Here is a 16,138-nt window from a genome sequence, read left to right as displayed (position 1 = left end):
TTATTTTAAAAAAATTTAGTATTTTTGTTTTAAATTTATGAATTTTGGCACACTGAAAAATAAAATGATTAAAATTTTTATAGGTAATTATATTAAAAATTAAACATTTGTATAAAAACTTCTTTTGAAGATAGTCAATGTAAAGATTTTTTAAGTTTAGAGTTTATTATATTAGCAACTTCTTGATAATAATTTCTTGAATAAATACTTAAATCAATTTCTTTGGAAAATCAATGTCTAAAATCACGAATTGCTCTTTCAACTTTGGGTTTTTGAGTTGGAGTTCCAGCATCACAAAAATATACTTTAGCATTTGTTATTTTTTCAATTTTTTTCTCAATCAGCAAATTCTTTGCCTTGATCTGTTATTGTTCCTTTGCATCTATCTTTTAAAAATCTGTTAGAAAAAATTCGTTTTAATGCGTTTGTAACTTCTTTTGTTGTTTTTTCTTTTAATGGTTCAATAATTTTAAATTGGGTTAATTCTTCGATTAAAACTAAACAAACACTATTATTTTTACCAACCATAGTATCCATTTCAAATCAACTAAATTCATTTTTATCATGTTTTGCTTCTTCAATAGTTCTAAAATTTCTTATTTTTCCACGGTTATCAATTCTATTTTTTGTTTTATATTTTCTACCATGAAAATACAAATTATCTTTCTTGAAATTTAAAAATCCCAAATGAATATATTTATATAAAGTTTTAAAACATACCGGAAATTTAATACCAAACTCTTTTTCATATTTTTTACAGATTTGTTCTGGTGAATCATGAAATTTTTTATATTTTTCATCTAGTCATTCTAAAATATTTAGCAATAATGATGATTTTTTAAAACATTTTTGTCGTTTTTGTAAATAATCTTCGTGTGCTAATTTAGCGTCATATTCATTATCTTTTAACCTTTTTATTTCTTGTCTAATTGTATTGCGATTTTTATGCAATATTTTTGCTATTTTAGATATATTAAATTTACCATTTTTTCTTTTTAAAGAATCAAGTTCTAATAAATCTTTTAACATTACTCTTTCTTTAAAAGTAAAATGATGCTTTGTTTTATCCATTTTAAAAAATACTTTCTTTTATATACAAAGCTAATTATATAGTTTTTTGATGTTTTGGGCGAGCGGTTGATTTTCTTAAATTTTTGTGATAAAATAATTTACAAGTTAAAAAAGATTTTAAGGTTCTTTCAAACAAATTTGGGAACCTTTATAAAATTTTTTGCTTAACGCTTAGAATTTTTCCCAAGTATTTTGAAAAGCGCGGCAAAAGTTTTTTTAAACTTTAAGGCATTTTTCACAAACTTATGAAAATTCCGCGAGCCCAGATTTAGTACAATATAATCACAATAATAATCATTTGTATAATTTCCTTTCTAAAATATATTTAAAAGTGCTTATATATATAATGTCAATAGATCTTGAAAAAAGTTTTAAGATAAAAGATAGGAAATTATAAAAAATGAAAAAATTACTTAGTTTATTAAGTGTATTAACAATTAGTGGAACTGCTGTACCAACAAAAATTGCAGCTAGTCCTTTTCAAAAAGAAGAAACTAAATTAGAAAATAATGAAATTAGTTATTTACAAACAAATAATTTAAAAAATTTAAATAGAGTTAAAAGACAAGAAATAACATATCCAATATTAGAAGATGTGTTAATTGATTTAAGAAAAACTAGCATGAAAAAACCAATGGAATTTCAAATACATGATTGATGATGTGTTATTGCAATTTTAAAAAATATATTTAGTAATAATATTATTAATAATAAAGATCTTAAAGAAATGGAACAAGAAGAAATTGCAAGTTTTTTCCAAACAATGCAAATGATGGCGCTTCATTATCAAAGGTAATTGAAATATTAAACACAAACCCGATAATTCAGGAAAATTTGGGATTTAATTTAAAGAAAATTGATTTAACTTGATTATTTTGAAATAGATTAAATGATATAGAAAAAAGAATGTGGATAAGACATTTAATATGGGAATCTCTTTATTAGAGATCCATGAAGAGACAGTGAAGCTGAATTTATTCCAGATCAAACTACAGAAATTTCAATGATGGGGAACAAATTTTTAATATTTTATTTAATCAAATAGAAAACGGTATCGTATTAATTCATGAAGATGTTTTTCAATTATTTTGTGAAAAAGCTATTAGTATTTTTTCATCAATTTGAGAAATGGAAGAACCAGAATTAATAGCAGCTATAGTATAGTAGAATTAAAATATGAAAAAAATATTAAGTCTTTTGGGAACAAACACTTTAATTGGAACAAGTACAACAAATTTAGTTGCTTTTAATAAACCACAATATAGCGAAAAAGAATTAGCAGATTTAAAAGAAAAAAATAATATAAAAACAAAAAATGGTATTTTAGAATGAATAGCATATCAAGAAAAACCATTTAATCAAATTGATAATAAATGAAATTTTGTTGTGTGGCGTGTTGATGAAAGTGCTGATTGGCGTATTATTAAGTTTAAAAATAATGAAATGACTATTAAAATTGATAATTCTAATAATCGGCAATTGCAGAAAACTGATTTAGGTATGGGAAGAGATTTATATATTACAAATGATTCAGGGTTTGTTAAATATGTGACACATTGAACAGATGATAATGGTTCTTACTTTAAATCAGTTTATAGTTGAAATAATGATAGCGAACCAAATATATATGTTGAAAATAACTTTTTATATTTCTAATGTAATTAATGATAATTTTTCATTATTTTTATTAAATAATTGTAAATTATTAATATTAATTTCTTCTTTTGTGGATGGATAGGAAAATATTAAACTATTTGATTGTTTTAAAAAATTAACAACTGCGATATTTGAATATGAGTTTTCATCTTCAATGCCATTTTATACAAATATCATTCATTATCTTCGATTAATTGTAAATATGTATTTCTGTCTTTTCCACTGACTTTAGTTCCGATAGGACAATTTTTGATTAATTCTAAGTTAATATCTTTTCCTTCATTAATTTTTTAATTTATTTTTTCAATAAAAATATTTATATCATAATTCCCATAACATCATATGCCAGATATTTCGATTTGATTTAAATTAAATAGTTTTTCGTGTTTTAAAAAAGTTATTTTAATACTGTCCTCAACTAAATTTTTAGTTATACTCACTCAATTTGATTTAGAATAAAGTAATTTATTTCATTGAGAAAAATAGTTTAAATAATCTTTTATTTTGTCATTAGAAACAATTAAATTAGTTAAATATTTGCCATATTCACCATCATATAGTTTAATTTCAGCAGGAATAAGAGAAGGTATATTATTTGTTTCTAATTCATTTGTTATGGATAATCAATTAAAGTAATTTGCTTCTAATTGATAAATATAGTTTTCTGAAATATCTTTGTTTTTAACAGTTACTTTAATTTCATCATTTTTATTAATATTATTTTGATTTTTTAAATTTCAATCTGTAATTTGTTCTGTTTTAGGTAAAATAAACGGTGTATTTGGTTCGCTATCATTATTTCAACTATAAACTGATTTAAAGTAAGAACCATTATCATCTGTTCAATGTGTCACATATTTAACAAACCCTGAATCATTTGTAATATATAAATCTCTTCCCATACCTAAATCAGTTTTCTGCAATTGCCGATTATTAGAATTATCAATTTTAATAGTCATTTCATTATTTTTAAACTTAATAATACGCCAATCAGCATTTTTATAACCACGCCACACAGCAAAATATCATTTATCATCTTTCTCATTAAATGGTTTGTCATTTGAATAAACCTCTTCTCAATAATTTATTGCTGTTGTTGGAATAGAAGCACCAGTAAAATTAAAATATGATGAATTTAATTTAACTTTGCAATGTTCAAACTCTCAATATCCAGTTTCTGCCTCTCTTGGATTAGATATTAATTCAAAATAATAAGGGGCAAATAATTTAACATCATCATTATAGCCTTTATTAATTGCATATTTACTATATGTATAATTTGATAACATGTATATCACTTGTTTAATTCTTTTTACATATCTTTTATGTAATTCACTTGGATTGTCTAATTTTCAATTTTCAAATAAACCATCAATAACATCTTCTGGTTTTTGTCCTTCAAATTTTTGACGTAATTCAGCCGCTTTATTAGTGGGATTTCCTTTTTCATCATATTTTGCACCTTGAAATTTTCGATCATAATTATAACGATAAGTTAAATAATTTAATAAAACTTTTTCTAAACCATTATTTTTTATTAAACTTAAAATATCATCTGGTTAAATATATATTTTTGCAATAAACCACGGTAAAAAACTTTCGGTAAATCAATATTGAAATACTCTTAAATTAGGTTTTGTTTCAATAGACATAGATAGCAACGGTACTAAATTAGCATTTTCAACTATTGATGAAGGATAAGAATAAACACCATTAATATTACCTCAACATTTAATATTTCCAAATAACATTGATTTAGGGTATTTAATCTCAATCCCAGTAAATACTGTATTTTCGGGTAATGATTTTTGTAATACTAAATGAATACTATTTTGGTTTTTTCATTTAAAATCAGTCACCTTAACTAAATGAGTAGATTTAATAATATCAACACCATCAGGTGAATAAGGTCTTTTATATTCTTCAATAATATAACATTTATTTTTATTGTCTTCGGTAATTGGTTCATTAATAGATACTATTTTTAAGTCATAGGATTCTAAAAATTCTTTGTCTTTTTTTGAAATATCATTAATTAAAATATCTTTTTCTTCAATCATTACATAACTTGTGCTATTATCTTGGGTTGTGGTATTTTGTTGAATTTGTAATTTAAAATTAAAATCACTAATTTCATAACCAGTTATTTTAATATATTCATCTTTGTCAATAAAACCTATTTTAACGCTATTTTGAGAGTAGTTTAAGATTGGTTTTTGCTTTGTCTTAACAAGATAATGATTATTAATTTTATAAATATATAAGGTTCTAGCACGGTCTTCAGTAAATAATTGTTCTAAATCAGGGTCGCTGTACTGCGATTGACTAGCAAAATCTAATGGAATACTATCAATTGAATAGTCAATTGGTTCATCATTTTCTGCTAATTGTGCTAACATTTTTTCAGATGGTTTTAACATTATCCTTGTTCTCCTTCTTCATTAGGCATATTTATAATAGTTTCATTGTTATTTAATTGTCTGTTTAAAGTAGCATTTACTGGTAAGCGAACATCAATAATTAAATCATCAATATTTTTAATATTAAATGTTCTACTATTTAAAATAGCATTATCATATTTAATTAACTTAATAATGAATTCAGTTAATTTAATTTCTCTAATATATATCATTTGTTCGTATGATGCATTTGTTTGAATATTTACTCCCGCAACTTCTGTTTGTGTTTGTTGGGCTCCCTTGGCGATTGCGGGAACATGATAGCGATTTATTTTATAGTAATTAGTTAATAATCAATCATATATTTTGGTTAATTGTTCACCTTCAAAATTACCAGCAATATAGTCTACTGGTTGAAAATTACTATCAGAGTCTCCTTCAACTAATAACAAGTCATTTTTAATAAATGAAGCCAACATTTTACTAATTTCTTGGTCAACCACACCAGTAACACCATTAGTATTAATGGTAAATTTACCACTATTTAATAATGGATCTAACATTATCTTTTCAGCAATAATATCTAAAATACTAGCAAATTGTTTACCATAACGAGCAGAAGGTTCGAAATTAGGGTTATTAGGAATAATTTCAATTGGTATAAAATTAAGTGGCAATATTTCTTCTCTTTGTAAAGTTGTATAGTTATTTCATTTAGAATCATCAATATATAAGTCGGTAATAGTGCTGTATAATCGTGTTTTTAACTTTCTAATAACTTTTACTTGTTTAGTTACATAATCAATTTCTAATTTTTCAGTAATAAAAACACTCTGGTCATTTTTAATATAAGGGTCATAATCAAAAGTACAAGATACTAAATTACCTAATTCGTCATATTGGTTATTATAAAAATCAATAGTAATAAAATTAAATTTTAAATTATTAGCAAAAATAAAATATGCACCTTTACCATTCTTATTAATTTTATATTCGTTATGTCAATTCTTATTAGTAAAGTCTTGCATTTTTAAAAAGTTATTAATTAATTTAGTATCTATCTGTTTATTATTAATTGGATTATAAATGCTAATTTCTAAATCTCGCGGATTTAAAAAATTAGCATTATCTTCACAAATTCTTTTTTTAAAATCTCCTTATGTTTTTGAACAGTAACATTTTTACGATTAGTAATCGTTGATGCTAAATTAAGATAATAACTATCAATATCATATTCTTTTTTTAATTTCTTTTTGCTAATAACAATCCCATTTATATCACCTCTTTATTTCGTATCTTCTTTTTTAATAACATCTTCAATACTATCTTGTTTTTGTTGTTTGTTATGAGTTTTGATAAATCTAATAGTTTCAATAATTAAAACTATAATTCCTGCTCCAATAAGCATTGCTGAAACAATAACATATGCTGGTCAAGAAATACCCAATGTTTTTTCTCCGATAAAACAAATAATAATTCCCGCAATAAAAAACAATGATGAAACTCCAAAGATTTTCAAAAACATAATCATATCTTTAATAGTTACTTTTGGCATAATACCATCTCCTTCCTGACTTACTTTTTTTCTTTCAATATACAATCCTTTAATTTCAACACTATTTGATATTGATGATAATTTAAACTCACTGTTGGAAAATAATTGAATGGTAATTCAACGACTTGGATTATTTCCATATGATATTCCACTTGCTAATTGACCTTTAAAGTTTATATTCGTAATTATATATAGTTCTATCTCAAGCGTTGTATAACACCATAAACGATAATAATATTCTGACTTATTAAAATTTTTAATTTTATATCCTTTAGAATCTTGAACAAAATCACTAGTATCAACAACTTTTTAATCATTTGATATTTTAGGTAAATCTTTTTTCTGTAAATAAAATTTATCTAAATATTTAGTAGTACCAAATGTATCATCAGTACTTTCAATTCCCGCAACTGTACTATCAATAATCATATAATCAGCAGTATTTTTACCACCTTTAAAACTAGGGCCTCAAATTCTTAATTCCCCGTTTTCAGCATTAAAATCAGCATTAACACGACCACTACTATTAGGTAATAAAGTTATTTTATTTTGTTTTAAATCTGAAACCATTAATTCATCAGCAGTATTTTTAATAATTGTTTTATTATCAATTTTAATATCACTACCGCCACTTTGTTTTGCTTTTCAGACACCATTTTTTTCATAAATAGTATCATTATAAAAGGGAACATTTATTTCATTATTGTTATTTTTAACAATAGTTTTATTGTCAATCTTAGTTTTTTCTTTTTCTATTAAAGCATCAACTTCTAATTGAGTATAATATGATTCTAAATCAATCATTGTTAAATCAATACCTTCTTCTCGAAAAGTACGAAACATTTTCTTTAAAGTTGTTAAATTAGTCAATGATTTTGCATAGGTAGGCAATAGACCTTGTCAAATAATCATGGAGTCATTTTGCGATGAATAATTAATATCACCAACACTCATATTTGCCGAAGTAAAAAATTCAATTGGAATAAACACCATATTAATACAAATTTTCTTTAATAATGGATCTTTAAATGTTTCAAACTTTAGTTTTGAAAATGGATAGTTTAAGTAAGAATTAATCATATTTTAGGCTCTTAAAGCAAATGTTTTAAATCATAATTCTACATCACCTTTAAAAAACTTATTATAACGAACTGGAACTTGTGTAATTTTACCTGTCATTGGAATAAAATTATTATAATTTTCCAAAGTAACATTTTGTCATAATTCATTTAACATTTAATCATCTCCTTATCATTTACTTTTTTTAGAATATATTTTCTTTAATATAAATTTTTTACTATTTAGTAATGTTTTTGTTTTAATTGTTTTGTTTAAATCTTGTTTTGTTCTGAGTTGTTTATATGCTTGAAATACTAGTCCATTACCTAACAAACTAGTAACCGCACTATCTTCTAGCGTATTTAACAATTTATCTTTATTAAAGTTATTTTTAAATTGTTCTTGCATTTTTAATATCTTAGCAATTGTCCGATATATTTTAAAACTATCTTTTACTACTTGCTGATAAACAAGTGGGGCAAAAGAAACTAAATTAAACAAACTTTTTTTAAATCCCCAACCAATAAACCACTCACTGTTCATATAGAATTTAAACGGTTCAGGAGCCAAAACAAACTGTTCTGCTTTGATTAAAGTTGTCATAACGACAATAGGGACATATTTAGGATTTTTATAATATATTGTTAAAGCAACTTCATCCGCAACTGATAAAGGAACAATTTTAACTGCTAAAAAAACATCAGAACCATAAGCAAAAGGTAATAATTGACCTTTTTTAATAGCCTTAGTTTCAAATTTAGATAATATTTTTTTAGTTTTATCAGTAATTTTACTAATTACTTTTTGTTTAATAGTAATTATTTGTTTTTCAATTAGGGCTAATAATTTTTTAGTTACTTTTTGAATATAAAAATTTGGGTTTAAATGATTTAAAATTTTATTTAATTTAATTGGTGTTTGATGAAAAATATTTAATAATTTATTATTATATATTTTACTGCCCCGTATTAAATTAGCATTTAATATTAGGTTTTTACCAACACCTTTTTTATGAAGATTAGTCATTATGTTATATCACTCATTTTTCTTTGTTTTCTACTTTTGGTACGCCCCCAGTATTAACTGTTTGTACCTTAATTAATTCATCATAAACACTTTGCAATTGTGTTTTATTGATTTCAATATCATCAGTAATATCATAAGACTTTAATAAAACATTTTTAAATTTTTCATTATCAGTTAAAGAATTAATAAAGTCAATTACTTCAATTTGCTTTAATTGAATTGTTTGTTGTTCAATTTGTGAAGTTAATTCAGTATTTTTTGTTTGTAGTTCGTTGATTTGCTGATTACTATTTTTTAAATTACTTGCATTAAATTCTTCAACTTCAGCAGTATTTTCTAAAATAATTTCAGCAGTTTTAATATCTAAACTACCATCTTCATTTTTAATAGGTTCACTATTTTCATTAATAAGAACATATTTTACATTTTTTAATGCCATTGTTTTTCCTCCTATTTTTTAATATTTATATTTGTTCTTTTTCTAATCGCTTTTTGTATAATTTCAAAACTGTCTACTCTAAAAGACAAAAAATAGCGTTTAGTTTTTATATTTAACTGATTAAATACTGAGCCTTTAATTTTTATCTCATCATTTTTTTTAATTTCAAAAACTCAGTTAAAATAGATGGGTTATATATTGATAATGTTGAGTAATTTAATCCTTCTCACTGACATTTAGCCGAACAAGCATCAACTTCAACACCACCAGTAAGCAGTGCCTTAATCTTAGTTTTAATCGGATTTTCATGTAATCTAACAGTTAATTATAACTTATTAACTTTTTTATTTTATGTTTATTAGTTATTGATTTTTTAGGTAAATTACTTTTTGTTTGTGCGATTTTTATAAACTCCTTTTGCTAAAAAATACTGTAAATGTTTTCAAGCATCATGTTCGTGTTCTGACATTTTAATATTTCCTTTATAAATATAATTTTTCTTAATGACTGGTGATTGTAAAATATATTTTAAATTAAATAGATATTTGCATAAAACTTTTAAACCATCAATAAATTTAGGAGTAGATAATGGAGTTTTTATTTTTAAACCCTTATGAAGTTGATAATCTTCAATTATTACAATAACTTTATTTAAATAAGAACAAATTTTATTTTTAAACTCATTTAATATTAAATACATATTATTTATTGCTTCTTCTTCATTTTTGGAATTAAAAGTAATATTATTAATTATTTTCTTTTGCAAAACATTATAAATAATAATACAAGTTTGTCCAATTCCAGCAGGGTCAATTGCAATAATATATTTTAATTTATTTGTTTTATTTTTTTGTCAATTTGTAATATTTTTCATCCATCAAATGCTAAATCTAAAATATCGTTAATTTTATAATATTGAGTATATGAAACAATAACATCTCACTTGTCTTTAAATAAATTTAAGTACATTTTGGATCATTCTAAACATTGCAAATCATAATGCTTTTTATGATGTGAAATACGACAATTAATAGGTTGACAATTAACTCAATCAAATGATGTTGTTATTTCATTTCAAGTTTTATTAATATATTTGCTTTTATATTCTGTCATTTTTCTATACTCCTTAATTCTTTTTATTTGTTGTTCAAATTTCACCATTAATATCATTTACTGTTACCAGATAAGATTGTATCATTAATTCTTGTAATTTATTTTTAATTTTTTTATTTTATTTTTTCATAAAATATTTTCCTTTCTGTAAAAAATATAATATTCCTTTATTGGTTAATATTTTGATATTTAGTAAATAATTTATTTTAATATTTAATTACTTCGCCGCCGGCTCCACTTTGAAGGTGGGCGGGGGCGGATAGGATATTTTGATAGAGTTTACCCCCATACGGAAATAAACAAAAAACAGTTTACCCAGTTATTAATTACGCTTCATCCATCACTAGACAACTTTATATAAAGAAAATAACCTTTTGGAGTTCCAACCCTCTTGTTTTTTTAGTGTCCGATATTGTTTTTTCGGTTTAACAACACTCTTTTTATGAAAACAAGCCAAAAAACACATGCTCTGACATTTCGCAAGTAATTAATCTTGCCGAGAATTAAAGAAATAAATAGGAGTAGTAAATCCAATCGCTTTCACACTTTCTTTGAGGCTTCGTGCCATAGATGAGTTATCCATCTTTAAGCATCAAAAAATATTAAGTTTTAAAGATTGAATTTTGGATTAATCGTTAGATAGTATCTTTATTTTTTTATCTCATTATCTTTTTTAATTCTTTGTTTACTAAATATATTTTTTAGTAATTATATTTAACAATTAACTAACAACTAAATAAAACAATTATTCAAAATTTTTTAAGAAAAGAAAGGATGGATTTTTCTGAAAAAACATATTTTATTAAGTGTAAAAGATACTATCTAACGATTAATCCAATAAATATAAGTATTTTTTACAAAATAAAAAGCACTTTATTTTTTCAATAAAGTGCTATATTTGCATTTACAATTTACAGTTTTAAAAAAAGAATTAGATAGTGTAATATTTACATTAAATTTAGGGAAAATATAAAATATTTTCCTTTTAATTTGTCAAAAAAAATATATATTTTATACTTGAATTTATAATTTATTGTTTGATATAATATAATGAATTAATAAAAGAGGAGTTTTATAAAATGATTGAAGATACAATAATTGCTCCTGCAACTGCAATGGTAAAGCAAGCAATTGCAATTATTCGCATGTCTGGAGTGGATAGTTATAAAATTATTAATAAAGTTTTTTCAAAAAAAATTATTCCACACGGGAATCAAATTTATTATGGTTTTTTAAGAGATGGCAAAGAGATTATTGACCAAGTTATTTTGGTTTGTTTTCAAAAACCTAATTCTTTTACTGGAGAAGATATTATTGAAATTAATTGCCATGGTGGCGTATTAGTTAAAAATAATATTATTAAGTTATTACTAAAAAATGGAGCACGTTTAGCAAATAAAGGTGAATTTTCACAACGAGCGTTTTTAAATGGAAAACTTAATTTAATTCAGACAGATGCTATTAATAACTTAGTTAATGCGACAAATGATACTAGTGCAAAAATAGCTTTGAATAATTTGCAAAATAAAAATACTTATTTAATTAGTACATATCGTGATGAATTATTAGATATCATTGCAAATATTGAAGTAAATATTGATTATCCTGAATATGATGGTGTTGGTGATTTAACTACACAAGAATTAAACCAGCGGTTATTAATTTTAGAACAAAAAATTAATGATTTAGTTAAAATTAGTAAAGTTGGAAAAATGATTGATGATGGTATTAATGTCTTAATTTTAGGAAAGCCAAATGTTGGAAAATCATCATTATTAAATGCATTAATGAACGAAGATAAAGCTATTGTTTCTGATTTGCCAGGAACAACAAGAGATATTGTTGAAGGAAAGATTAATTTAGGACCATTAACATTAAATATTATTGATACAGCTGGCTTACGTGAGACAGTTGATAAAATTGAGCAAATTGGAATTGATAAAGCACGTCAACAAGTTATTAATGCTGATTTAATTTTAATTGTTGCTGATAATTATGCTGATTTAATGAATTTAAGTCCCGAACTTAAAAAACTAATTAAAAATAAAGAATATTTGTTAGTTTTAAATAAAAGCGATTTACTTAATATGCAAGTACAAAATAAAAATTTGCAACAAAATATTCTTTTAATTTCAGCATTAAACCGAGATATCAAGTCTCTTATTGATAAAATTTTAAATTTATATAAAACAGCCCAGATTACAAAAGATGATCAACTAGTTTTATCAAATATAAAACAAATTTTTTTATTGGAGAAAGTAGCAAATTCAATAAAAAATGCATATAATAATAGTACGAGTGGATTTCCGGTTGATATTATTAATGTTGACTTACATGAGGCTTGAGAAATATTGGGTGATATTCTAGGTGAAAACTATGAAGAAGACTTATTAACAACAATTTTTAGTAAGTATTGCCTAGGAAAATAGGAGGAAAATATGCAAGGAATTTTTGACACACATTGTCATTTAATGTCACATGAATATGAGAACGAAGAAACATCAGCAATAATAGCTGATGCTAAAATTAGTGGCGTGTTTTGACTTAATAATGTTGGTTATGATTTAGATTCTAGCCAAGCAGCAGTTCGCCATGCAATGCAGTATGATAATGTTTTTGCAACAATTGGGTTTTATCCAACTGATGTTGCTAAATATGGGTTTTCAGTTTTAGAGAAATTAGATCAATTATTAAATAGTGATAAAGTAATTGCTGTTGGCGAAATTGGTTTAGATTATTTTCATAAAACTGTTTCTCCAGATTTACAAAAGCATTGATTTATTAAACAAATTGAATTAGCAAAACAACATAATCTTCCACTTGCCATTCATTGCCGTGATGCTTATGAAGATTGTTATGAAATATTAAAAGAACAAAAAATAACACAAGGTTTGATGCATTGTTATAATGGGACAATTCAAATGGCTCAAAAATTTTTAGATTTAGGATTTTATCTTTCGTTTGCTGGTAATATTACTTTTAAAAATGCTCAGGAATTACGGGAAGTTGCTAAAATGGTACCATTAAATAAAATTTTAGTGGAAACTGATGCACCATATTTAACTCCTGATCCATATCGAGGGAAAAAGAATTATCCTAAATTTATTATGTATACAGTTAAAAAATTAGCAGAATTAAAGAATATGCCGGTTGAAGAAATGATTCGTATTACTAATAAGAATGCATGCAAGTTATTTAATCTTGATTAGTTTTTAATTTCAAATTTAAAAATTACAATAAAAAAATATTAGGTTAACCTAATATTTTTTTTGCTTCAATTTATTTTCTTTTTTTACCTAATGATAATAATCCTTTTTCTTGGAAATTATATAAACCATTTTCGATGTTTTTCTTAATTGTTTTTTCAAAGATTTTTGTTCCTTCGATAACACAATTTAATGGATCTGAAGCTATTTTGGTTGGTAATTGGAAAATATCAAAGAAATATTTATCAATATTTCTAATTAAAGCTCCTCCCCCACAAACTGTAATTCCATTTCTAATAATATCACCAGCTAATTCTGGTGGTGTATTTTCTAATAATTCAATTACTAAATCTGTAATTTTAGAAAATGCATTTAATAAAACATTTCTAATTTCTTCTGAAGAGATTTTTGCTTCTTTTGGTAATCCTGAAACAATATCACGTCCGTAGATTTGCATTGATCTTTCGTTATGATATTTAACTAATGAACCAATGAATTTTTTAACATCTTCAGCTGTTTTTTGCCCAATTGCAATGTTATATTCTGAACGAATGTATTTACGAATATCATCATCAAAATGATTTCCGGCAACTTTAATTGATCTTGAAACAACAATATCACCTGATGAAATAATAGCTAAATCAGCTGTTCCTCCACCAATATCAATGATTAAATGACCTTGAGGTAATTCAATATTAATTCCTGCCCCTAAAGCGGCCATTTTAGATTCTTCTTCAATGATAACTAATTCAGCGCCCATTTCTTTAGCAACATTTTTTAATGCTTCTCTTTCAAGTTCAGTAACTCCACTTGGACATGCTAATAATACAATAGCATTTTTTCAAATGTTCATCATTTTCATTCTTGAAAAGATGTGTTTTAATAAATCTTGTGCAGCTTCCATGTCTGCGATAACTCCATCTACTAATGGTGTTACCATTCTAATATCTCCGTGTGTTTTTCCTACCATATCATAGGCAGCTTTCCCTAAAGCAATTAAACTATTAGTTTTATTGTTATAAGCCATTAATGATGGTTCATTGTAGACTACACCTTGTCCTGAAACATATGCTAAAACATTAGCAGTTCCTAAGTCAAGAGAAATAAATGGTCTAGTTTCTGGTCTCACGTTTTTATCCTCCTTAACAATTTAATAACTATTATAATCAATTAATTAATGATTATTCTAGTAATTTAATTCTTTTACATGCATTGATTCTAATCTTAAGATATCAAAGATGTCTGATTCGAATTTTTTAGTTCCATTAATAACAGCTAATAATGGTTGTTCTCCAATTTTTGATGGTAATTGTAATGTATCTGTAAAGTAACGATCAATCCCTTTGATTAAAGCTCCTCCTCCACAGATTGTAATTCCATTTCTGAAGATATCACCAGCTAATTCTGGTGGTGTTTCTTCTAACACTTGAACTGTTAGGTCAATAATTCTTGATACTGGTACTTTTAATACTTCTCTGATTTCTTCAGGTGTTACTTCAATTTCTCTTGGTAATCCTGAAACAACATCACGTCCATAAACTTTCATTCTTCTTTCATCAGGGTATTTTGATAATGACCCAATTTCGATTTTAATTTGTTCAGCAGTTTTTGATCCAATTTCTAGACCATATTGTGAACGAATGAATTTTTGTGATTCATTATTTAAGTAATTTCCAGCAACTTTAACTGATTTTGATAATACGATATCTCCTGAGGCCATAACAGCAATATCTGTTGTTCCTCCTCCCATATCAATCACTAGGTTTCCAGCAGGTTTATAAATATCAACCCCGCCACCTAATGCAGCCATTTTAACTTCTTCTTCTACAAAAACTTTTGATGCTCCTAAGTTCATAGCAATTTTTTTCAAAGCAGCTTTTTCTAATTCAGTAATTACTGATGGACAAGCCAACAACATAATTGAATGTTTTAATTGTTTTGTAATACGTAGTTTTGTAAAGATATATCTTAATTGTGCTTCTGTTGCACGAATATCTGCAATAACTCCGTCAACCATTGGTCTAACAATACGAATTGACTTATTTCCTTTTCCGATCATTTTGTAAGCTTCGGCTCCTACAGCAATAATTCTGTTTTCTTTAATTCTGTAAGCAACAATTGAAGGCTCATTGTAAACAATTCCTGAACCTGAAACATATACTAATGTATTAGCAGTTCCTAAATCCATAGAAACGAAAGCCGGTTTTTTTGTACTATTAAATAAAGCCATGTAATTTTGTCCTCCTGTTTCTTGTTAAATTAATTAGTTAGATTAATATATTTGTGATTAATCAATAAAATGAATTGCAAGTCTCTATATTTATTTTCAGATAGAGAATACAATACAAAAATATTATAACATAAATCCTAATCTTTCCTAAAAATTATTCCATAATGGGTGAGTAAATTAAATACGGGTTTTTTCTTTTAAGGATTAATTATTGTTCCTAAATGAAAGAACCCCTCTTTATTTGTTTAATTTATATTAACACATTATTTTAATAAGACGACCAAAAAGTAATAAATTTTTAAATTTACCTTATTTTAATTATTTAAAAGTATAAAAATTCTTAATATTTACTATTACATCAATTTTATTTATTTTTGCTAATTT

The 16,138-nt window shown here is 24.8% G+C and carries 16 protein-coding genes and 1 pseudogene; 4 read left to right on the top strand and 13 right to left on the bottom strand.

Features of this window, described 5'->3' with window-relative positions; translation table 4 throughout:
- Window positions 1–92 precede the first annotated feature (92 nt).
- Window positions 93–1,071 (bottom strand): annotated as a pseudogene (locus ACZ91P_RS15290) (IS30 family transposase).
- A gap of 400 nt (window positions 1,072–1,471) precedes the next feature.
- Between ACZ91P_RS15290 and ACZ91P_RS15285 the strand changes: the two are divergent.
- Window positions 1,472–1,867, top strand: coding sequence for a hypothetical protein (locus ACZ91P_RS15285; RefSeq protein ID WP_465157178.1), 396 nt, complete (start codon window positions 1,472–1,474; stop codon window positions 1,865–1,867).
- A 380-nt stretch (window positions 1,868–2,247) separates the two neighbouring features.
- On the top strand, window positions 2,248–2,727 hold the full coding sequence (locus tag ACZ91P_RS15280; RefSeq protein ID WP_465157177.1) for a lipoprotein: 480 nt from the start codon (window positions 2,248–2,250) through the stop codon (window positions 2,725–2,727).
- A 290-nt stretch (window positions 2,728–3,017) separates the two neighbouring features.
- Here ACZ91P_RS15280 and ACZ91P_RS15275 read toward each other — a convergent pair whose 3' ends face one another.
- The 10 genes from ACZ91P_RS15275 to ACZ91P_RS15230 form a co-directional block, all read right to left on the bottom strand.
- Window positions 3,018–4,016, bottom strand: a complete 999-nt coding sequence (locus ACZ91P_RS15275; RefSeq protein WP_465157176.1) for a hypothetical protein — start codon at window positions 4,014–4,016, stop codon at window positions 3,018–3,020.
- A gap of 270 nt (window positions 4,017–4,286) precedes the next feature.
- Complete coding sequence (locus tag ACZ91P_RS15270; RefSeq protein ID WP_465157175.1) at window positions 4,287–5,147, bottom strand: hypothetical protein; 861 nt, start codon at window positions 5,145–5,147, stop codon at window positions 4,287–4,289.
- A complete protein-coding gene (locus ACZ91P_RS15265; protein ID WP_465157174.1) occupies window positions 5,147–6,154 on the bottom strand; it encodes a hypothetical protein in 1,008 nt (335 codons plus the stop codon). The genes ACZ91P_RS15270 and ACZ91P_RS15265 overlap by 1 nt, the downstream gene beginning before the upstream one ends.
- A gap of 257 nt (window positions 6,155–6,411) precedes the next feature.
- Entirely contained in the window at window positions 6,412–6,681 is a 270-nt protein-coding gene (locus ACZ91P_RS15260; protein WP_126821249.1) for a hypothetical protein, read from the bottom strand.
- 309 nt (window positions 6,682–6,990) lie between these two features.
- Window positions 6,991–7,761 carry a hypothetical protein gene (locus tag ACZ91P_RS15255; RefSeq protein WP_465157173.1) on the bottom strand — a complete coding sequence of 257 codons (771 nt, stop codon included), beginning with the start codon at window positions 7,759–7,761 and terminating at the stop codon, window positions 6,991–6,993.
- A gap of 3 nt (window positions 7,762–7,764) precedes the next feature.
- Complete coding sequence (locus ACZ91P_RS15250) at window positions 7,765–7,917, bottom strand: hypothetical protein (protein WP_158613966.1); 153 nt, start codon at window positions 7,915–7,917, stop codon at window positions 7,765–7,767.
- Between the two features lie 12 nt (window positions 7,918–7,929).
- Window positions 7,930–8,766, bottom strand: a complete 837-nt coding sequence (locus ACZ91P_RS15245; RefSeq protein ID WP_465157172.1) for a hypothetical protein — start codon at window positions 8,764–8,766, stop codon at window positions 7,930–7,932.
- Between the two features lie 4 nt (window positions 8,767–8,770).
- Window positions 8,771–9,205 (bottom strand): hypothetical protein, encoded by a 435-nt coding sequence (locus ACZ91P_RS15240; protein ID WP_465157171.1) that lies wholly within the window; start codon window positions 9,203–9,205, stop codon window positions 8,771–8,773.
- Window positions 9,206–9,587: 382 nt separating this feature from the next.
- Window positions 9,588–10,079 carry a hypothetical protein gene (locus tag ACZ91P_RS15235; protein WP_465157170.1) on the bottom strand — a complete coding sequence of 164 codons (492 nt, stop codon included), beginning with the start codon at window positions 10,077–10,079 and terminating at the stop codon, window positions 9,588–9,590.
- Entirely contained in the window at window positions 10,034–10,318 is a 285-nt protein-coding gene (locus ACZ91P_RS15230; protein ID WP_465157169.1) for a hypothetical protein, read from the bottom strand. Before ACZ91P_RS15230 ends, ACZ91P_RS15235 begins: the two co-directional genes overlap by 46 nt.
- A gap of 1,079 nt (window positions 10,319–11,397) precedes the next feature.
- On the opposite strand from ACZ91P_RS15230, the gene mnmE reads away from it, so the two are divergent.
- Together mnmE and ACZ91P_RS15220 are read left to right on the top strand one after the other, a co-directional pair.
- Complete coding sequence (gene mnmE / locus ACZ91P_RS15225; RefSeq protein ID WP_465157168.1) at window positions 11,398–12,747, top strand: tRNA uridine-5-carboxymethylaminomethyl(34) synthesis GTPase MnmE; 1,350 nt, start codon at window positions 11,398–11,400, stop codon at window positions 12,745–12,747.
- Window positions 12,748–12,756: 9 nt separating this feature from the next.
- Window positions 12,757–13,527 carry a TatD family hydrolase gene (locus ACZ91P_RS15220; protein ID WP_465157167.1) on the top strand — a complete coding sequence of 257 codons (771 nt, stop codon included), beginning with the start codon at window positions 12,757–12,759 and terminating at the stop codon, window positions 13,525–13,527.
- Between the two features lie 70 nt (window positions 13,528–13,597).
- Here ACZ91P_RS15220 and mreB (ACZ91P_RS15215) read toward each other — a convergent pair whose 3' ends face one another.
- Window positions 13,598–14,653, bottom strand: a complete 1,056-nt coding sequence (gene mreB, locus ACZ91P_RS15215; protein WP_338990676.1) for a rod shape-determining protein — start codon at window positions 14,651–14,653, stop codon at window positions 13,598–13,600.
- 57 nt (window positions 14,654–14,710) lie between these two features.
- On the bottom strand, window positions 14,711–15,754 hold the full coding sequence (mreB, locus tag ACZ91P_RS15210; protein WP_465157166.1) for a rod shape-determining protein MreB: 1,044 nt from the start codon (window positions 15,752–15,754) through the stop codon (window positions 14,711–14,713).
- Between the last annotated feature and the right edge of the window lie 384 nt (window positions 15,755–16,138).

This window comes from Spiroplasma endosymbiont of Halictus nicosiae, assembly GCF_978018445.1.
Note: the sequence above shows the minus strand (reverse complement) of the source record. Positions and strands in the feature narration are given on the sequence as shown.